This window comes from Halorubrum halophilum (assembly GCF_000739595.1).
Classification (GTDB): Archaea; Halobacteriota; Halobacteria; order Halobacteriales; family Haloferacaceae; genus Halorubrum; species Halorubrum halophilum.
The window spans coordinates 106,345-125,060 of record NZ_BBJP01000036.1; the positions used below are offsets into that span (position 1 = coordinate 106,345).

Here is an 18,716-nt window from a genome sequence, read left to right on the forward strand (position 1 = left end):
TGTGCCCGCGCCATCCGCTCGGCCTCGGCCACGTACCGCTCGCGGTCGGCCGGGTCGTCGACCGCGTCGACGTTCTCGGGGTCGGCGTCGACGGAGCGATGCGGACCGCCAGCCTTTTGTTCTTTAGGCTGGCCTAAATCAACGTATGTTCGCTGAACGACCCCTCGAACGCCGTCGAAGGACGGCGGACCGATGACCAGCGGTCGCGTTCGAGATCGAATCCGAAGCGGCCTCTCGCGGGAGCGGCTCACGGTCGTCGGAACGTTCGCCGTCCTCGCGGTCGGCGTCGCCGTCACGGCCCGGACCCTCGACGCCGACGCGGTCGTCGGGGCGGTGACGGCGGCGGACCCGGCGCTTCTCGGCGCGGCCCTCCTTGTCTACCTCCTCTCGTGGCCGGTCCGCGGGCGCCGGTACGCCGACGTGCTCGCGGCGATGGGACGACGCTGCCGAATCGGGTTCCTCACGGCGGCGGTGTTTGCGAGCCAGACCGCGAACCTGATCGTCCCCGCGCGGGCCGGCGACGGGGTCCGCGCGTACCTGCTCAAGGAGCGTCGGGACGTGCCGTACCCGACGGGGGTCGCGTCGCTCGCGGTCGAGCGCGCGTTCGACCTCGTGGCGATCGGCGCCCTCGGGGGCGTCGCGCTCGGGGCTCTGCTCCTGACCGGTCGGTCGCCCGGATCGGGCGAGTCGGTCGGCGCCGTCGCGCCGTCGACCGCGCTCGCGGCCGCGGCCGGTATCGCCGTCAGCGCCGCAGTCCTCTCGGTCGCGGCCGTCGCGGTCGCTCGGAGCGACCGGCGGTTCGGCCCGGCGCTCCGCGCTCGGATCGCGCGGCCGCGTCTCTCGCAGGCCGTCGACGCCGCCGTCCGATTCGGCTCGTCGGTTCGGGTCGTCGCCGCCGACCCTCGACGTCTCGGTGCGGTGTTCCTCTGGAGCGTCGTCGTCTGGGCGCTCGACGTTCTCACCGCCGTCCTCGTGCTCGCCGCGCTCACTGGCGGGATCGGGGGGTTCGTCGGGCCGCCGGCGCTGCTCGTCGTGGGAACCCTCGCGGTCAGCGTCGGCAACCTCGCGAAGGTGCTCCCGCTCTCGCAGGGCGGGATCGGGCTGTACGAGGCGGCGTTCACCGGTCTTGTCGTGAGCGCGACGGGGCTGCCCGTCGAGACGGCGCTCGCGGCGGCGATCCTCGACCACGCGCTGAAGAACGCCGTCACGCTCGCCGGCGGTGGAGTCGCGGCGCTCGCGCTCGGTCTCTCGCCGACGGCCGGTCCCTCGGGGGACGGTGAGCCGACCCCCTCGGTACAGACCGACGGAGGGAGCGTCGCCGACGATTCGTCAACGAACGCCGACGGTGAGTGCCAATCGTCGAACCGCGGACCGCCAAGTTTTTAGGCCGCCCTAAAAAATCGGTGTATGGAAAAACGCCGCGCAGTAGACGCGAGCGGGGACATCTGCGTGATCGTCCCCACGATCCGCGAGTACGAGTGCCTCCGCGAGTACGTCGCGAACGCCCGAGAGCACGGGTTTGACGTCTCCCGGCTCCACTTCGTGCTCGTCACCGAGGACTTCTGTGACGTCGAGGAGATGCGCGCGATGCTCGACGACCTCGACGTCTCGGGCGAGGTATTTGATGGCAGCCGGCGCGAAGAGTGGTACGAGGCCAACGGAATCGCGGAGTACGGCCACGTCGTCCCGGCCGCGAGCCACGCCGAGACGAGTTTCGGGCTCCTCTACATGTGGGCCGACGACGACTTCGAGTACGGCCTCTTTATCGACGACGACACGCTCCCGCACGACGACGAGGACTACTTCGGGCGTCACATGGAGAACCTCGCGTTCGAGGGGGAGATCGAGCGTGTCAGTTCGGACGAGAACTGGGTCAACGTCCTCTACCAGAACGCCGACGAGCACGGGCTCTATCCGCGCGGCTACCCGTACTCGGCGATGGACGAGACGGTCGAGACGGACTCGGTCGAGATCGAGGCCGGCGAGGTCGTCGCCTCGCAGGGGCTGTGGACGAACGTCCCCGACCTCGACGCGGTCCGGATCCTGATGGACGGCGACTTGGAGGGACAGGCGCAGACGCGGACGACGACCGACGACTTCGGGGGCGACTTCGTCGCCTCTCGCGGCGACTACCTCACCGTCTGCTCGATGAACCTCGCGTTCCGCCGAGAGGTGATCCCCGCGTTCTACCAGCTGCCGATGGACGACAACGAGTGGGACGTGGGTCGCTTCGACGACATCTGGTCGGGCCTCTTCCTCAAACGGGCCTGCGACGTGCTCGGCAAGCGGATCTACAACGGCGGCCCGCTCTGTGAACACAACAAGGCCGCGCGCTCGACCTTCGACGACCTCGCGAACGAGGTGGCGGGGCTGGAGCTGAACGAGCACGTCTGGGAGGTGATCGACGGAGCGGGCGGAGACGCCGACTCGTACGCGGCGGTCTTCGACGAGATGGCCGACGCGCTCGCCGAGGGCGACTTCTCTGAGTGGAACAACGGCGCGTTCCTCAACCACTGCGGCGAGTACATGCGCGACTGGCTCGACTGTCTCGACGCGATCCGTCGGACGCCGGCGGTCGCGGACGACTGAACCGACACCACTAAAAGCATTTAGGTTAGCCTAAAACACATGACCGAACATCTATCAGACGACGTGAACCGCCGACGGTTCCTTGCGGCGACCGGGGGCCTCGGCGTCGTCGGTTTCGCTGGGTGCATGGGAGAGGATAACGACGGCGAGAGCGGCAACGGAACTGACGGCGACGACGCCGGATCTTCGGTCGGACAGATCGGTTCCGGCCGCGAGGGCCGCGACGCTCCCGGCGGCACTCCGATGGCCGAGATGCCCGACTTGGAAGGCGAGCTCACGGTCTACTCCGGCCGCGGCGAGTTCCTCGTCGGCGAGCTCGTCGGGTACATCGAGGACCTGTACGACGACTTCGACCTGACGGTCCGATACGGCGGCGCCACCGACCTCGTGAATCAGATCGCCAACGAGGGCGAGGGGTCACCGGCAGACGTGTTCTACTCCGTCAATGCGGGCTCGCTGGGGGCGCTGGCCGACGCGGGGCGCACGCAGGCGCTCTCCTCGGAGATCACCGACCTGGTTCGGTCGGAGTTCACCACCGAGCAGTGGATCGGCACCTCGGGCCGCGCGCGCACCGTCCCGTACAACACCGAGGCGTTCTCCGAATCGGAGCTTCCCGACGACATCATGGCGTACCCCGAAGAGTTCGACGGCGACCTCGGCTGGGCGCCCTCCTACGGCTCCTGTCAGGCGTTCGTCACCGCGATGCGGCTCATCGAGGGCGAGGAGGCCACCCGCGAGTGGCTCGAAGCCGTCGTCGAGTCGGGAATCACTCCGTACAACAACGAGTTCGCTACCTGTCAAGGGATCGCCGACGGTGAGATCGACGCGGCGTTCACGAACCACTACTACATCCAGCGCGTCCTCGACGGCAACCCCGAGGCGTCGATCGGCACGGCGTTCACCAGCGGCGACGCCGGCGCGGTGTTCAACGTCGCCGGCGCCGCGGTCGTCGACACGGCGAGCGACGCGACGCTCGCGGAGAACTTCGTCCGCCACCTGCTGTCGTCCGAGGCGCAGGACTACTTCGCCCGGTCGACGTTCGAGTACCCGCTCATCCCCGACGTCGAGCCGGTCGGGGACCTGCCGACGATCGACGAACTCGACGTCCCCGACATCGACCTGGCGGAGCTGTCCGACCTCGAAACGACCATCGACCTCATGCGCGACGCCGGCGTCGAGGTCTAGGTCCTTCCCCCACCGACTCCCGTGTCGTCCCGTTCGGACTCCGCTGACCCGCGCCCGTTCGCACGCCGACTCGCGAGCCGCGGCCGCGCCCGGATCGCTCGCGCGGACCGTTTCACGCTCGCGGCCACCCTCGTCGCCGTCGCGACCGGTGTCCTCACCTTCGCCATCGCCGCGACGCTGTTCCGGTATCACTCCGTCAACCACGACGAGGGGGTGTACCTCATGCAGGCCGCGATGCTGCTCTCCGGTCAGCTCGAGATCCACGCGGGCGAGCTGGCCGACGCCGTCCACCCGTGGTTCTTCATCGAGGACGACGGCCGGCTCTACCCGAAGTACAACCCCGTCCCCGCCGCGATGTACGCGGTCTCGATGTGGCTGTTCGACGAGCCGCGGGTGACGCTCGCGGTCGTCGCCGCCGGCAACGCGGCGCTCGTGTCCCTGCTCGGCGGGACGATGTTCGACCGACGGGTCGGCCTCGCGGCCGCGGTCCTCTTCGCGGCCTCCCCGCTGGCGCTCATCACCTCTTCCGTGTTCCTCCCGTACGCGCCGACGACGTTCCTCAACCTCTGTTTCGCGGTCGCGTACCTCCGGGGGGTCCGCGATCGGTCGCTCGCGCTCGCCGGGCTCGCGGGCGTCGCGATCGGGCTCGCCTTCTTCGCCCGGCCGTTCACCGCGGTGCTGTTCGCGGCGCCGTTCATCCTGCACGCGCTCGGTCGGGTGGTCGTCGCGGTTCGGGACGTCGGGATTCCGTCGCTTCCGTTCCCCGGTCCGATCCGCCGCCACGGGCTCACGGCGCTCTTTGGTATTCTCTTCGTCGGGGTCACCCTCGCGTACAACCTCCGGGTCACCGGCTCGCCCCTCACCTTCCCGTACGAGGCGTTCGCGCCGATGGACGGCCCCGGCTTCGGCGAGCGCCGGATTTTGGGACACACCGAGGAGTACACGCCCGAACTGGCGCTCCGCTCGAACGGATACGCGCTGTGGTACCTCGTCACACGCTGGGTCGTCGCCGGGCCGCTCGGCACGCTGCTCGCGCTCGCGGGCGGCGGGTTGGCCGCGCGGCGGTGGCTGTCCGGGCGGCGCGCGCTCGGCGGTGGCGTCGGGGACGACGCGGAGGACGCGGACGACGCGGACGCCCGCCGGTTCGAGCGCACCGCGGGGGTCCTCCTCGTCGGCGTCGTCGTCTCAGTCGTTGTCGGGAACCTCTTCTTCTGGGGATCGAACAACCTCCTCGCGACCTTCTCGGACCCGACCGACGGACTGGTCGCCGGGTTCGGGCCGTTCTACCACTTCGACCTCCTCGTCCCGCTGTCGATATTCGGGGGCGTCGCCGTCGTCTCCGGGTGGCGGGGGCTCTCCCGGCTCCGCGCGCGGCTCGCGGCTCGGGCCACCCCGCGAGCGGGTCGCGCGGCGGTCGTCGCGGTCGCGGTCCTCGCGCTCCTCGGCGGAGCGCTCGGCGCCGCCGCCGCCGTCGAGGCGCCGCTCGACCGGCACGCGGCCCACGCCGACAAGTACGAGACGGCCTACGAGCCGATCGAGTCGACCGAGTTCGACGACGATCTCGTGTTCATTCCGACGCCGTACGGCGAGTGGCAGAACCACCCGTTCCAGGCGCTCCGGAACGACCCCGGACTCGACGGGGAGGCCGTGTACGCGCTCGACCGCGACCCGGCCGAGGACTTCGCGGTGATCGACGCGTACCCCGACCGCGAGCTCCACCGGTACGCGTATCAGGGGGAGTGGACGCCGGATCCGACCCAACACGTCGCCCCGAAGCTCGAGCCGCTCGACGTTCGGGCGGGCTCGCGGGTCGAGGCGACGACGACCGTCGGCGTCCCCGAGCGCGTCGAGAGCGCGCGGGTTCGGGTGGAGACCGTGCGTGGCGCTGGTGGGGAGGAAACTGCGGGCGACGACTTCGCCCGCCACGTGGTGACTGATCCCGAGGGGTCGCTGTCGGTCGACTGGTCGATCGGTCCCGACGGCGCGCGGCTGGCCGGCGCGCCGAACGCGACCGTCCCGATCGACCCCGAGGGCGACGAGATCATCGTGACGGTGACGCTCGTCGATCCGACGGGCGCGACGTTCACCTATCGGCAGGAGGCGGCGGTTCGGGCCGCGGATGAGGACGTTGCGGATGGCGGTGCCGAGGGCGACCGCGTCGAGGTCGTCTGGCCCCCGGAGCGCTCGGTGTGCCGGCTGGTCACCGAGTGCGGCACCGAGGGGACGTACCTCCCTGAGAACCCGGACGCCCACGCCGAGTGGGTGGTCTTCGAGACGGACGCCGAAGGCGTCGAAGATCGGTGACGCGCTGGCGGTTGTTTATAAGTGGTTGAACGTGGATCCGCGGTAACGACTTCCAAAGCCCCAGCCGCTCGCTTATAAGCAGTTGCCGACGGATCGACGGTGAACACCTCCAAAGCCCCAGCTGTGAGGCCGGCGCACGCTCGTTGCGCTCCTCGCTCAGTCGCTTTGCTCCTTCGCTGCGGTGCTTCCATCGCCTGCGCCGGCCTCACAGCTGCCCCTTTGAGTCCCACCCGACCGCACCGCCCCGCACCTCACGCCTCCCCAGCCTCGTCAGTCGCCCTCCGCGTTGCTCCGGGCGACTGACTCCCTCGCGGGCTCCGAGCGGCCGCCAGCGGCGGCCGCTCGGAGGCGCGCCACCGCCTCGTCTACTTATAAATAGTCGACGCCGGTAGTCCGCGTTACCGTAAAAAGCCCTTCTCGCCTTCTGGGCCGCTCAGCGCTCAGAACCGTCGCAGCCGCTCTTCGAGACAGACGGTCACGATCGACTTCGCGATGGCGGCACCGCCCTCGATCGGGTCGAGCTTCGTCTCGCCCAGTCGCTCGGCGTACTCGATCGGCTCCTCGCGCACGTCGTAGCCGCGCATCAATGGGCGGATCAGCAGCTCGGCGGAGAGGCCCGTGTTCTCGGTCCACCCGATATCCTGCACGACCTCGCGGCGGTATGCGCGCATCCCGGTCGTCGTGTCGTGGACTCGCTCGCCCATCAGGAGAGATGCGAGCGCCGCGAACGACTGGTTCCCGAACCGGTTGAACGCCGGCATCGACTTCGCGCCGTGGTAGAGCCGGTCGCCGCTGACCACGTCGGCGCCGTCGTTGATCGCGTCGAGGAAGTCGGGCAGCCGGTCCATCGGGTAGGTGTCGTCGCAGTCGGTCGTGACGACGACCGGACGGTCCGGCGTCAGGACGGCCTCCCGGACGGCGACCCCGTACCCCTGGGGCTCCTGCTCGATGACGGTCGCGCCGTGCTCGCGGGCGATCTCCGGGGTCCGGTCCGAGGAGCCGTCGACGCAGACGACCTCGGCGCGCCCGTCCGTGACGCGCTCGATGTCGTCGAGGACGGTGCCAATCGCCTCCTCCTCGTTGTACGTCCCCATGACGACGCTCAGGTCGTCGAAGGTGTACTCCGCGTCGTCCGTTTCCTCGGGGGCGTCGCCGGTCTCCGCGGTCGCGTCGACGTCGACGGAGTCGGCTCCGTCGCTCGCCTCGTCGTCGGGCGCCGTGATCGAACTCATTACCTCCGACGAGCCGCCCCACCCACTTGAGTTTTTAGGTTCACCTAAAGCGGCTGTGAGAGCTGCTCTCGAACGTCATCGGCGACGCGCAGCGCGAGCGCGGCGATCGTCAGCGTGGGGTTCATCGCGCCGCTCGTGGGGAAGACGCCGCTGGAGGCGATCCAGCAGTTATCGAGGTCGTGGGTCCGGCAATCGGCGTCGACGACGCCCGCGTCGGGGTCCGCGCTCATCCGGGTCGTCCCCATGTGGTGGAAGGCGGGGCCGGTCGCGTCGGGGCCGGCGACCCACTCGATCTCGGCGCCCAGCTCTTCGAGGACCGACCGCTGGATCTCGTTGGCGCGCTCGATCGTCCGGAGCGCGCGGTCGCCGACGCTCCAATGAATGTCGGGAACCGGATTACCGTGGTCGTCGGTGCGGTCGGGATCGAGGGTCACGTAGCTGTCCGACCGGGGAAGCTGTTCGACCAGTCCGCCCATCGCCACGTGGGTGCCGTAGCCGTCGCGGAGCCGGTCTACGAGGTCGTCGCCCCAGTCGTTGCCGGTCAGCGCCATCTCGACCGGCGAGGGGCCGGCGTAGTTGAAGAACTCCAGCTTGAACGGGCCGATATCCTCGTCCGCTTCGTCGTAGAACTGGTCGCACGCGCTGGTGTAGAACCCGACGTGGTTCTGTCGGGTCGGCTCGTCGAGGGTGCCGCCGACGCCCGCGAACAGGTGGTCCATGAAGAACTTCCCGACCGTCCCGCTGGAGTTAGCGAGCCCGTCGGGGTACTCTTCCGACTCGGAGAGCAGCAGGAGCCGCGGCGTCTCCACCCCGCCGCAGGCGACGACGAAGGCGTCGGCGGTCTGCCGGTGCTCCTCGCCGTCGGGCGTCGCGTACACCGCGGCGGTGACGCGGTCGGCGTCGTGTTCGAGCCGCTGGACTGCCGCGCGGTCGATGACGTTCGCGCCCTTCTCTTCCGCGCGATCGACGTGAACCGTGGCGTCGTACTTCGCCCCGGCCGGACAGACGGGCTGGCACGTGCCGTAGCCGACGCAGGCGGACCGGCCGTCGTACGTCTCGGAGTTGCGCGCGTTCGGCACCGAGTGCATGTCGATCCCCAGCTCCTCGCAGGCCTCCGCGAACAGCGAGTCGCTGTAGGAGGGCTCGAACGCGGGCATCGGGTGCGGCTCCTCGCGCGGCGGCGCGTAGGGATTATCGGAGGCGCCCGCGACGCCCAGCTCGCGTTCGGCCTCGGCGTAGTACGATCGGAGGTCGCCGTAGTCGATCGGCCAGTCCGGGCCGACGCCGCGCTCGGTCTTGGAGTTAAAATCGTCCTCGTGGAGCCGCATCACCATCCCCTGCCAGTGGAGCGTTGACCCGCCGATCCCCTTGACGCGGGCGTGGTTCAGCGGGTAGAACCACTCGCCGGAGTTGCTGTGTGCGTCCCGCTCGCCGCCCACGTCCCAGACGTCGGGTCGGTCGTAGCTCGGGCGGATCGCCCGCTCCTGTCGCGTGAGCCGGTCCGTGGGGTCGAACCGCGGGCCGGCGTCGAGGACGACCACCTCGCGGTCGGCGGCCAGCCGGTCCGCGACGAGCGCGCCCGCCGGCCCCGAGCCCACCACGCAGACGTCCGCGTTCGCCACGGGTGAGCGGTCGCCGTCCCGGCTTGCGTCTCCGGCGCTCATCGCGGCCCCTGTCGGTAGCTCTCGGTCCCGCCGGGGTGGCCCTGCGGGTTCTCCAGTCCGACCAGCTCGCCGCCGGTCGGCGAGGCATACAGCGCGAGCAGGAGCTCGTTGACGACGTGGTAGCGCACCCGCTCGGCGAGGGTTCCGTCGGAGTCCTCGTCGGCGGTGTCGGCGCCGACCTCGCGGAGGAGCCGGTCTCGGTCGTCCTCGGAGAGTTCGGCGACCGGCGCTCCGTACCACGACCGGGCCGCGTCGTCGAGTTCGCCGACCGTCGTTCGCACTCCCGTCGCGTGGGCCGATCCGTCGAGCCGCCCGTCGAGGAATCGGTCGACGAACGCCTCGACCCCCTCGACCTCGCTGGGGTAGAGGACCGTCGCGAACGCGGTCATCGCCGCGCGAACGGTCTCGTCGTCGGGGAGCGCGTCTCCGTCCCCGCCGTCATCCCCTTCGCCGTCCGCTCTCCCGGCGTCGTCGCGGTCGGCGTCGGCGCGATCGGGTCCGTCGCCCGACCGGCGAGCGGCCAAGGCGACGCCGCCGGTCGCGCCGACGGCGGCCAGCGCGGCCACCGCGTCGCGCCGCGTCAGTTCCATGTCTGATTTAGGCTTCCCTAAACTATTATATCCATCGGACCAGATCGGCGACCGGATCGTAACTGCTAACGGTCGGTGCGGCCGACTTCCACCAAGACCCGCCCTTTCCGGACCATGAGCTGGACACGCCGGATCCGCGATATCCTGACAGACGGCGACGGCCGATTACCGGTGGGGCTGACGCTGCTCTCGGCCGCCATCGCCGGCACGCTGGTGTTCCCGCTGGCGTGGCTGGTGATCGAGGCGGTCACCGTCGAGCGGTCGCGGGCGATGGACCTGTTGTTCAGCGCGGGAACCGCCGAGGTGCTGGCGAACAGCCTGCTGCTGATGGGCGGCGTCACCGCGTTTTCGATCCTGCTGGGCGTTCCACTGGCGTACCTGACGGCGCGGACCGACCTCCCCTTCCGTCGGTTCTGGTCGATCGCGGTCGCGCTCCCGCTCGTCGTGCCGAGCTACGTCGGCGCGTTCTCCTTCGTCTCCGCGTTCGGTCCCCGCGGCGAGTTCCACGACCTGCTCGCGCCGCTGGGGATCGAGCGGCTCCCCGAGATCTACGGGCTCCCGGGAACGGTCCTCGTCATCACTCTCTACACGTACCCGTACGTCTACCTGACCACTCGCGCCGCGCTCCTCTCGCTCGACACGACGCTGATCGAGGCGGCGCGGACGCTGAACCACGGTCGGCTCGAGGCGTTCCGCCGCGTGACGCTTCCCGTGATCCGCCCGGCGATCGCCGCCGGGTCGCTGCTGGCGGCGCTGTACGCGGTGTCCGACTTCGGGACGCCGACGATCATGCGGCTCCCCGTGTTCACCCGCCAGATCTACGTCGAGTACAACTCCTTCGGCCGGGACTACGCCGCCCTCCTCTCGCTGCAGCTGCTCGCCGTGGTGCTCGTCGTGCTCGCGCTGGAGTGGTTCGTCCGGTCCGACCGCTCCGCCCACGGCGACGACGCGGGAAACACCGACCGGCTCGTCGGACTGGGGCGGTGGCGCTGGCCGGCGACGCTCCTGCCGGCGTCGGTGTCCGCGGTCGCGCTGCTCGTTCCCCTCTGGATCCTCCTCCTGTGGCTCGTCCGCACCGACACCGGTCGCCGCCCCTCGATGGCGTTCGAGTGGGTGCAGGCGCTCAACTCGGTGTCGGTCGCCGCGGCGGCCGCGGTCGTCGCCGCGCTGGCGGCGCTCCCGGTCGCGTACTTCGCCGCGAACCACGACTCACCGCTGTCGACGCTGTTCGAGCGCACGACGTACGTCGGGTTCGCGGTCCCCGGAATCGTGTTGGCGCTCGCGTTGGTCTACTTCGGGTCGAGCTACCTCCCGTGGCTCTACCAGACGCTCCCCCTGCTGGTGTTCGCGTACGTCGTCCGGTTCCTGCCGCAGGTCGTCGGGTCGACGCGGACCTCGATCCTGGGCGTCGACCCGCGGCTGGTCGAGGCGAGCCGAGCGCTCGGCGAGTCGTCGATGGGGGCGTTCCGGCGCGTGACGTTCCCCTTAGTGCGGTCCGGGATCGTCGCCGGCGCCGCCCTCGTGTTCCTCACGACGATGAAGGAGCTCCCGGTCACGCTCATTCTCCGCCCCTCCAACTTCGAGACGATCGTCACGCAGATCTGGCGCGCACAAGAGTCCGGGCTCTACCAGTACGCGGTCGTCCCCACCCTCCTCCTCCTCGTCATCTCCGGGCTCTCGATGGTCGTCATGCTCGCACAGGAGGGCGGCGAGGACGGACTATAAAGTGGTAGAGGATCCGGCGTCATAGAGCGATTTGTCCTCGCTCAGTCTGATTGTCACCGATCGATCTGCTGTGCGGTGGCGCGTGCCTCCGAGCGCCCGAAGGGCGTGAGGAGCACGCGCGAGGGAGTCGCTGGCGCCATCGGCGCCAGCGACGAGGCTGGGGAGGCGTGAGGCTGTACGGTGCGGTCGGGTGGGACTCAAAGGGGCAGTCTCCGGCGGCGAAGCCGCCGGCTGCCAGAGGCGCGAAGCGCCTCGCTGTCACCGGCGCTATGCGCCGGTTTCAAGCGAGAGCTTCGCTCTCGCCCTGCCGCGAGGACGAAGCACGGCGCAGCAAGCACCACAGCGAGCAACGCGAGCGAGGAGCGTGGTTCGAAACGGCGAAGCCGTTTCGTCATCACGAGACGCCTTCGGCGTCTCGAACGACAGCAAGTCGCGCGAGTCCTCGCGGCTGGGGCTTTGGAGGTACTCACCGCCGCTCTGTCAGCGATCGCTTTTAAGCGATCGACTATCGATCCGCCCTCCTTCACGTCCCGATTCCACACGTACTTACCCGACTCCGCCCCAGCGGATCGACATGGACCTCACCGATTCGACCGCACTCGTCACCGGCGGCGCGGGGCTCGTCGGGAGCCACCTCGCCGCGCGGCTCCTCGATCGCGGCGCGACCGTCCGCGTCGCCGACGACCTCTCGAAGGGCGACCGCGAGCGCGTCCCGGACGGCGCCGAGTTTATCGAGGCCGACCTCACCGATCCCGACGATGTCGCAGAGGCGGTCACCGACGACCTCGATGTCGTCTTCCACTTCGCCGCGTACACCGACACGAACTACGACGACGACCGGGAGCTGTTCGAGGACAACACGGCGATGACGTACAATGTCTTAGAACGGATGCACGAGGTCGGCGTCGACCGGCTCGCCTTCACCTCCTCCTCGACGGTGTACGGCGAGGCGCCCCGGCCGACGCCGGAGGACTACGGGCCCCTCGAACCCATCTCCATCTACGGCTCCTCGAAGCTCGCCGACGAGGCGCTGATCTCGACGCACGCCCACTCGTACGGCGTCCGGTCGTGGGTGTTCCGCTTCGCGAACATCGTCGGCCCGCACCAGCGGGGGAACGTGATCCCGGACTTCATCCAGAAGCTCGACGCCGACCCGAGCGAGCTCGAGATCCTCGGCGACGGCCGCCAGGAGAAGTCGTACATGCACGTCTCGGAGTGCGTCGACGCTATCCAGCACGTCGTCGAGCACGCCGACGAGGACCTGAACGTGTATAACCTCGGGACGGAGACGACCACCTCTGTCACCGATATCGCCGATATCGTCAGCGACGAACTCGGTGTCGACCCCGAGTACGATTACACCGGCGGCGACCGCGGCTGGACCGGCGACGTGCCGAAGATGCGCCTGTCGATCGAGAAGCTCGCCGACCTCGGCTGGGAGCCGTCGATCGAGAGCGACGAGGCCGTGCGGCGCAGCGCGCGGGAGCTTATCGACGAGATCGTCTCGTAAGTAGTGGCAGACGGACGCTGTGACATCCCTAATTGCCGTTCAGAGTGATTATTTATAAATCGCTGATTGCGGTCGACCGTGGTCGCCTCCGAAGACCTAGCCGTTCGCTTATAAATGGTCGTCAACAGATCGGCGGCGAACACCTCCAAAGCCCCAGCCGGGAGGCGGGCGCACGCTCGTTGCGCGCTTCAGTCGCTCGCTCCGCTCGCTCCTTCCAGTGCTTACGTCGTCATCAGAACGCGGAGCGTTCTGATTGGCTCACGAGAGCGAAGCTCTCGTGAACGCCTGCACCCGCCTCCCGGCTGCCCTTTGTGTCCCGCCCCGAACTGCTCCGCACAGCACCTCACACCTCCCCAGCCTCGTCAGTCGCCTCCGCTTCGCTCCGGCGACCTCGCGCGTGCTGACTCGCGGCCGCCGAGGGCGGCCGCTCGCAGGCACGCGCCACCGCAGTCCTGAGTGTCTCAATTTTGTCCCTTCGATCCCACGTCTCGCCCGCCGAGCCGCTTCGGAAGGGCCTTTTAACCCGCCCGTCGAACGGACGGTATGTTCAGGCAGTTCCGGTCGGAGGTGGCCGACGCGCTCGGCGAGGCGCTCGCCTCGCTGGACCTCCCGACCGACGACCTCGGCATCGAACGCCCGCCCGACGATATGGACGCGACGCTCGCCTCCAGCGTCGCCTTCCGACTCGCGGGCGAGGTCGGCGACGCGCCCCCGAACGTGGCCGCGACGGTCGCCGACGCGGTCGATATCGACGGGTACGACTACCTCAACGCGGTCGACACCGCCGGCCCGTACGTCAACTTCCACGCGGGCGAGCGCTACCTCGCCGACACGCTCGACGCGGCCGCCCCCGACGCGGACTACGGCGCGCTCCCCGACCGGGACACCTCGGTCGTCGTCGAGCACACGAGCGCGAACCCGACCGGCCCGGTCCACGTCGGCCGCGCGCGCAACCCGATCGTCGGCGACGCGGTCGCGAACCTCATGGAGTACGCGGGCTACGACGTGGACCGCCACTACTACGTCAACGACGCGGGCCGCCAGATGGCGGTGTTCACGTGGGCGTACGAGCGGTTCGACGAGTCGGACTTGGCGGAGGACCCCGCCCGCGACCGCGCCGAGTACGACCTCGTGCGCTACTACCGCAAGGGGAATTCCTACTTGGAGGAGGCCGACCCCGAGGCCGTTGAGACCGCGGAAGACGAAATCGCCGCGATCCTCCAGGGCCTCGAAGCCGGCGACGAGGAGACGTACGAGCGCGTCGGCGAGGTCGTCGACACGGTCCTCGGCGGGATGAAGGACTGTCTCGCCCGCCTGCCCGCCGAGTTCGACGAGTTCGTCAAGGAGACGCGGTTCATGCGCGACGGCTCGACCGACGACATCGCGGCGCGGCTCAAGGAGACAGACCACGCTGTCTACGAGGAGGACGCGTGGCAGCTGGAGCTCGACGACTGGGGGATCGATAAGAACCTCGTCTTCCTGCGCTCCGACGACACCAGCCTCTACACCACCCGCGACCTGGCGCACCACGAGTGGAAGTTCGCGAACTACGACCGCGCCGTCACCGTGCTCGGCGAGGACCACAAGCTGCAGGCCGACCAGCTCGACGCGACCCTCGAACTCCTCGGCAACGACACCGACCGGCTCGGGCACGTCATCTACTCGTACGTCAACCTCCCGGACGGGAAGATGTCCACCCGAAAGGGGACCGGCGTGATGCTCGACGACCTCCTCGACGAGGCGATCGACCGCGCCCGCGAGGCGGTCGAGACCCGGATGAACGACCGGATCCGCGACGACGACCTCACCGAGGCGGACGTGGAGCGCATCGCCCACGAGGTCGGGATCGGCGCGGTCCGGTACGACATCGTCTCGAAGCAGCCCGCGAAGGCGATCACCTTCGACTGGGAGGACGCGCTCGACTTCGAGGGGCAGTCCGCCCCGTTCGTCCAGTACGTCCACGCGCGCTGTTGCGGGATCTTGGACGAGGCGGCCGACGCCGGGGTCGAGGTGCCGGGCGTGACGGCGGACGCCGAGGGGGTCGTCGACGTCGACGCTCTCGACGTCGACGCGTCGACGCTTGAGACCGAGGCGGCCCGCGACCTCCTCCGCGAGGTTGCTCGCTTCCCCGCTGCCATCGAGTCGGCGGCGGACGACTTGGAGCCGCACACGATCGCCACGTTCACCCGCGAGTTCGCCGACGCGTACAACGCTTTTTATCGGGAGTGTCCGGTCGTGACCGCCGAGGACGAAGATCTGCGGGCCGCTCGCGTCGCGCTCGTCGCGGCCGCGAAGCACACGATGGCGAACGCCCTCGACGTGCTCGGGGTCGAGGCGCCCGACTCGATGTAGGATCGGGGCGACGATTGGTTCGGTCGTTCGGTTTTGTTCGATCGGGGTGTTGGCGGCGGATCGATGATGACCATCGCCAAAGGCCAAACCGCTCGCTTATAAATAGTTGATCGCAGATCGACGGTGACCACCGCCAAAGCCCCAGCCGCGAGGCGCTTCGCGCCTCTGGCAGCCGGCGGCGAAGCCGCCGGCGACTGCCCCTTTGAGTTCCACCCGACCGCACAGCACCTCACACCTCCCCAGCCTCGCGGCTCACGGCTCGCGGCTCCGCCGCTCGCGTTCGCCGCGTCCCTCGCGCGGCGCTCCTCGCGGCCGTCAGAGACGACCGCTCGGAGGCGCGCGCCACCGCATCTCATTTATAAACGACCCTGCGATCGACCGCCCGTGTGACGCGGTACCGTCGCGCTGGCCGGGAGGTCAAAGCTTACTTACCCGCACGCCGCCGTATTTAGGGTAATGAGTAGCGACGCCCAAGAGGCGAGCGACGACCGGCGGAAATACGAATTCCGCAAGGTCATCGAGGAGCTCCGCGACTTCGAGGGCTCCGGCACGCAGCTCGTCACCATCTACATCCCCGAGGATCGGCAGATCTCCGACGTGGTCGCCCACGTCACGCAGGAACACAGCGAGGCGTCCAACATCAAGTCCAAGCAGACGCGGACGGCGGTTCAGGACGCGCTGACATCGATCAAAGACCGCCTCCGCTACTACGACACCTTTCCGCCGGAGAACGGGATGGTGATCTTCTCGGGTGCCATCGACGCCGGCGGCGGCCAGACAGACATGGTCACGCGGACGCTGGAGTCGCCCCCGCAGCCCGTTGAGTCGTTCCGCTACCACTGCGACTCCGAGTTCCTCACCGAGCCGCTCGAACACATGCTGGAGGACTCCGGGCTCTTCGGGCTCATCGTCTTAGACCGCCGTGAGGCCAACGTCGGCTGGCTGAAGGGCAAGCGGGTCGAACCCGTCAAGTCCGCCTCCTCGCTCGTCCCCGGCAAACAGCGGAAGGGGGGGCAGTCCGCACAGCGGTTCGCCCGCCTCCGCCTCGAAGCGATCGACAACTTCTACCAGGAGGTCGCGGGGATGGCCGACGACCTCTTCGTCGATAAGCGCCACGAGCTCGACGGCATCCTCGTCGGCGGTCCCTCGCCGACAAAAGACGAGTTCCTCGACGGCGACTACCTCCACCACGAGCTGCAGGACAAGGTGCTCGGCAAGTTCGACGTGGCGTACACCGACGAGTCCGGGCTGAAGGACCTCGTCGACAACGCCAGCGAGGCGCTCGCCGATCAGGAGATCGTCGAGGACAAGCGCCACATGGAGGAGTTCTTCGAGAACCTCAACACCGGCGACGAGGCCACGTACGGGTTCGACCAGACCCGCCGAAACCTGATCATGGGCTCGGTCGACCGCCTCCTCATCTCCGAGGACCTCCGGTCCGACGTGGTCGTCTACGAGTGCCCGAACGGCCACGAGGAGTACGAGGTGATCGACGCACGACACTCGACCCCGGACCACGAGTGCGCCGAGTGCGGCGAGGAGGCCGACGTCGACGAGCGCGAGGACGTGATCGAACACCTGATGGCGATTGCCGAACAGCGCGGCACCGACACCAAGTTCATCTCGACCGACTTCGAGAAGGGCGAACAGCTGCTCGACGCGTTCGGCGGAATCGCAGGAATCCTGCGCTACTCGACCGGCGTCTGATCCGGCGAGTCAGCGTTCGGTTTTTCTCGGCCTACTGATCCGGCTCCACGGGCGCCGCCGCGATCTCCAGACACGCGCACGCGTCCGTCTCGGGGTCGAAGCAGTCCGGACACTCCGGCTGCCGGTCGATGATCGTGTCGAGCCGCTCGGCGACGGTGTCGTCGATGACCGCCTCCAGCTCGCGGGCCTCGTCGCGGAACTCCTCGACCGCGAGCACGTTCGCGAGGAAGCGCTCGATGATACAGTAGGTCTGGAGCGCGTCGCGCGCCCGCACGATCCCGTCGTCGGTGAGCCGGACCCCCTTGTACTTCTCGTGTTCTGCGAGCCCGCGCTCCTCGAGCTTCCCGATCATCTCGTTGGCGCTCGCCGGGCTGACGCCGAGCGAGTCGGCGATCGACCCGGTGGAGGCGGGACCGTCTTCCTGCTTCTGTACGACGTATATCGTCTTGAGGTACTGGTCTGCGGTGTTCACGGCTTCCCTCCGTCGGCGCTCGTCGTCGGTTCGATCCCCCGATTCATCGTCGCTCCATGACCTCGGTTACCTCGCTGACGCCCTCAGCCTCGTCCTCGCGGATCGCGTGCAGCTCGTCCAACAGCTCCGCGCGGTCGACCGAGAACTCGGCGTCCGACTCCTCGATCGCCTGGATAAGGTCGTCGTAGAACTTGTAGGCGGTCTCCTCGTTGCACAGCTGGTCGTAAAGAACTCCGTCGAAGTCCTCCGGCTGGGTCCGCCCGTACCGCGCGCCCACGAGCTCCTCGATCTCGTCGAACGGGACGCTCTCGACGCCGAGCCCCTCGATGAGCGATTCGAGCCGCCGGCGGTGCTCGGCCGACTCGTCGGCGGCGTCCGCGAGCAGGTCCTCGATCTCCTCGTCGAGTTCGGCGTCGAGGCTCTGGTAGTGGTGGTGCGCCCGTGCCTCCACGACCTCTTCCAGCACGATCCCGATCTGTAACAACCGGGCGAGCTGGTCGTCCGAGGCGATCCGCTGGCTCACGCTCACGGCGACCACCCGTCACCGTTCGATACGACCGTACGCATACACGTCATCTCAGACGTAGTCCGACTTAAGGAGTTCCCCTCCGACGCGACGCTGGCGCTCTATATCCCGAGCCAGTCGTCGTTCCGGATCTGGTGTCCCTCCTCTCGACAGATCTTCGCCGCCTGTCGTCGGATCTGCCGCGAGGTCGGGAGCTTCTCCTTGTCGCGGATCCGGTCGACGACCCAGTCGCGGACGACGCCGATCGCCTCGTCGTCGTCGTCGGGACTGAGCCGCTGAAGCTCGAAAAAGGTCTTTTCGTAGGCGTCGTACTGCGACCCGCCCAGCTTTTCGTCCGGGAGCGTCTCGCTGAGTTCCACGATCCGCTTCATGGCCGCGGCGACCGTCGGCCGCTGTATCCGAACGCGGACGCGATCCGGGGAGTCGAACACCACGGCGTCCGTTTCGGGCACCAGCTGCTCGACGGTGTACCGCTCGTCCGACGGCCCGATATCTCGGTCTCCGATCGCCGCGACGATCTCCGCCCCCGTGGCCGGGAACTCCAGCGACTCGAGATCTGCCTCGACGTCGTCGAGATCCGCGGCGTCGATCTCCGGCTCCGGCTCGTCGCCGCGTTCCAGCTCCGCCTCGACGTCGCGCCGCCGCTGCCGGTCGTCCTCGTTGCGCGCCTGTTTCTCTCGTCCGTCCTTGTCGTCTGCCATTCCCGTACCTACGACGCTCGACCGTTTAGTCCTGTAGGTAATATGAAAATAGAATAGTCTCGAAACAATGAACGTCACAGCCTCTCGTTCGTTTCGCCTCTGCGACGATGCCGCGGAAACCCGACCGTTCCCGTCTCCACGCAAAAACTCGGAAACGGA

14 protein-coding genes are annotated in these 18,716 nt (G+C 68.6%); 8 read left to right on the forward strand and 6 right to left on the reverse strand.

The genetic code is table 11. The features are described 5' to 3' along the window. Nucleotides 1-192: 192 nt before the first annotated feature. The 4 genes from ACP96_RS12325 to ACP96_RS12340 are packed head-to-tail and all read left to right on the forward strand — an operon-like array spanning nucleotide 193 to nucleotide 6,078. On the forward strand, nucleotides 193-1,386 hold the full coding sequence (locus ACP96_RS12325; protein WP_050033512.1) for a lysylphosphatidylglycerol synthase transmembrane domain-containing protein: 1,194 nt from the start codon (nucleotides 193-195) through the stop codon (nucleotides 1,384-1,386). Nucleotides 1,387-1,407: 21 nt separating this feature from the next. Next, complete coding sequence (locus ACP96_RS12330; protein ID WP_050033513.1) at nucleotides 1,408-2,589, forward strand: alpha-1 4-glucan-protein synthase; 1,182 nt, start codon at nucleotides 1,408-1,410, stop codon at nucleotides 2,587-2,589. Nucleotides 2,590-2,628: 39 nt separating this feature from the next. Continuing rightward, nucleotides 2,629-3,774 carry an extracellular solute-binding protein gene (locus tag ACP96_RS12335; protein WP_050027108.1) on the forward strand — a complete coding sequence of 382 codons (1,146 nt, stop codon included), beginning with the start codon at nucleotides 2,629-2,631 and terminating at the stop codon, nucleotides 3,772-3,774. A 21-nt stretch (nucleotides 3,775-3,795) separates the two neighbouring features. Continuing rightward, a complete protein-coding gene (locus ACP96_RS12340; protein ID WP_050033514.1) occupies nucleotides 3,796-6,078 on the forward strand; it encodes a DUF7846 domain-containing protein in 2,283 nt (760 codons plus the stop codon). A gap of 440 nt (nucleotides 6,079-6,518) precedes the next feature. Here the strand turns inward: ACP96_RS12340 and ACP96_RS12345 are convergent, their stop codons facing one another. From ACP96_RS12345 to ACP96_RS12355, 3 genes are all read right to left on the reverse strand, one after another. Beyond that, nucleotides 6,519-7,172 (reverse strand): dolichyl-phosphate hexose transferase, encoded by a 654-nt coding sequence (locus ACP96_RS12345; RefSeq protein ID WP_235271571.1) that lies wholly within the window; start codon nucleotides 7,170-7,172, stop codon nucleotides 6,519-6,521. A 182-nt stretch (nucleotides 7,173-7,354) separates the two neighbouring features. Beyond that, nucleotides 7,355-8,974, reverse strand: a complete 1,620-nt coding sequence (locus tag ACP96_RS12350) for a GMC family oxidoreductase (RefSeq protein WP_050033516.1) — start codon at nucleotides 8,972-8,974, stop codon at nucleotides 7,355-7,357. Further along, nucleotides 8,971-9,564, reverse strand: coding sequence for a gluconate 2-dehydrogenase subunit 3 family protein (locus ACP96_RS12355; protein ID WP_050033517.1), 594 nt, complete (start codon nucleotides 9,562-9,564; stop codon nucleotides 8,971-8,973). Before ACP96_RS12355 ends, ACP96_RS12350 begins: the two co-directional genes overlap by 4 nt. A 114-nt stretch (nucleotides 9,565-9,678) precedes the next feature. On the opposite strand from ACP96_RS12355, the gene ACP96_RS12360 reads away from it, so the two are divergent. From ACP96_RS12360 to prf1, 4 genes are all read left to right on the forward strand, one after another. After that, complete coding sequence (locus ACP96_RS12360) at nucleotides 9,679-11,289, forward strand: ABC transporter permease (protein ID WP_050033518.1); 1,611 nt, start codon at nucleotides 9,679-9,681, stop codon at nucleotides 11,287-11,289. 574 nt (nucleotides 11,290-11,863) lie between these two features. After that, nucleotides 11,864-12,799: an NAD-dependent epimerase/dehydratase family protein gene (locus ACP96_RS12365; RefSeq protein ID WP_050033519.1), complete on the forward strand. Its 936-nt coding sequence runs from the start codon at nucleotides 11,864-11,866 to the stop codon at nucleotides 12,797-12,799. Nucleotides 12,800-13,342: 543 nt separating this feature from the next. Continuing rightward, nucleotides 13,343-15,151 (forward strand): arginine--tRNA ligase, encoded by a 1,809-nt coding sequence (gene argS / locus ACP96_RS12370; RefSeq protein ID WP_050033520.1) that lies wholly within the window; start codon nucleotides 13,343-13,345, stop codon nucleotides 15,149-15,151. Between the two features lie 456 nt (nucleotides 15,152-15,607). Beyond that, on the forward strand, nucleotides 15,608-16,858 hold the full coding sequence (prf1, locus tag ACP96_RS12375) for a peptide chain release factor aRF-1 (RefSeq protein WP_050033521.1): 1,251 nt from the start codon (nucleotides 15,608-15,610) through the stop codon (nucleotides 16,856-16,858). A gap of 31 nt (nucleotides 16,859-16,889) precedes the next feature. Here prf1 and ACP96_RS12380 read toward each other — a convergent pair whose 3' ends face one another. The 3 genes from ACP96_RS12380 to ACP96_RS12390 form a co-directional block, all read right to left on the reverse strand. Continuing rightward, a complete protein-coding gene (locus ACP96_RS12380; RefSeq protein WP_050024636.1) occupies nucleotides 16,890-17,330 on the reverse strand; it encodes a metal-dependent transcriptional regulator in 441 nt (146 codons plus the stop codon). A gap of 43 nt (nucleotides 17,331-17,373) precedes the next feature. Continuing rightward, entirely contained in the window at nucleotides 17,374-17,859 is a 486-nt protein-coding gene (locus ACP96_RS12385; protein ID WP_050024639.1) for a rubrerythrin, read from the reverse strand. A 98-nt stretch (nucleotides 17,860-17,957) separates the two neighbouring features. Further along, on the reverse strand, nucleotides 17,958-18,557 hold the full coding sequence (locus ACP96_RS12390) for a DUF5789 family protein (RefSeq protein WP_050033522.1): 600 nt from the start codon (nucleotides 18,555-18,557) through the stop codon (nucleotides 17,958-17,960). Between the last annotated feature and the right edge of the window lie 159 nt (nucleotides 18,558-18,716).

What these genes read in the sequence shown, in the direction of transcription:
- ACP96_RS12325 (WP_050033512.1), top strand. Translation starts at nt 193, where the DNA reads ATGACCAGCGGTCGCGTTCGAGATCGAATCCGAAGCGGCCTCTCGCGG.
- ACP96_RS12330 (WP_050033513.1), top strand. Translation starts at nt 1,408, where the DNA reads ATGGAAAAACGCCGCGCAGTAGACGCGAGCGGGGACATCTGCGTGATC.
- ACP96_RS12335 (WP_050027108.1), top strand. Translation starts at nt 2,629, where the DNA reads ATGACCGAACATCTATCAGACGACGTGAACCGCCGACGGTTCCTTGCG.
- ACP96_RS12345 (WP_235271571.1), bottom strand. Translation starts at nt 7,172, where the DNA reads ATGGGGACGTACAACGAGGAGGAGGCGATTGGCACCGTCCTCGACGAC.
- ACP96_RS12350 (WP_050033516.1), bottom strand. Translation starts at nt 8,974, where the DNA reads ATGAGCGCCGGAGACGCAAGCCGGGACGGCGACCGCTCACCCGTGGCG.
- ACP96_RS12355 (WP_050033517.1), bottom strand. Translation starts at nt 9,564, where the DNA reads ATGGAACTGACGCGGCGCGACGCGGTGGCCGCGCTGGCCGCCGTCGGC.
- ACP96_RS12360 (WP_050033518.1), top strand. Translation starts at nt 9,679, where the DNA reads ATGAGCTGGACACGCCGGATCCGCGATATCCTGACAGACGGCGACGGC.
- ACP96_RS12365 (WP_050033519.1), top strand. Translation starts at nt 11,864, where the DNA reads ATGGACCTCACCGATTCGACCGCACTCGTCACCGGCGGCGCGGGGCTC.
- argS (WP_050033520.1), top strand. Translation starts at nt 13,343, where the DNA reads ATGTTCAGGCAGTTCCGGTCGGAGGTGGCCGACGCGCTCGGCGAGGCG.
- prf1 (WP_050033521.1), top strand. Translation starts at nt 15,608, where the DNA reads ATGAGTAGCGACGCCCAAGAGGCGAGCGACGACCGGCGGAAATACGAA.
- ACP96_RS12390 (WP_050033522.1), bottom strand. Translation starts at nt 18,557, where the DNA reads ATGGCAGACGACAAGGACGGACGAGAGAAACAGGCGCGCAACGAGGAC.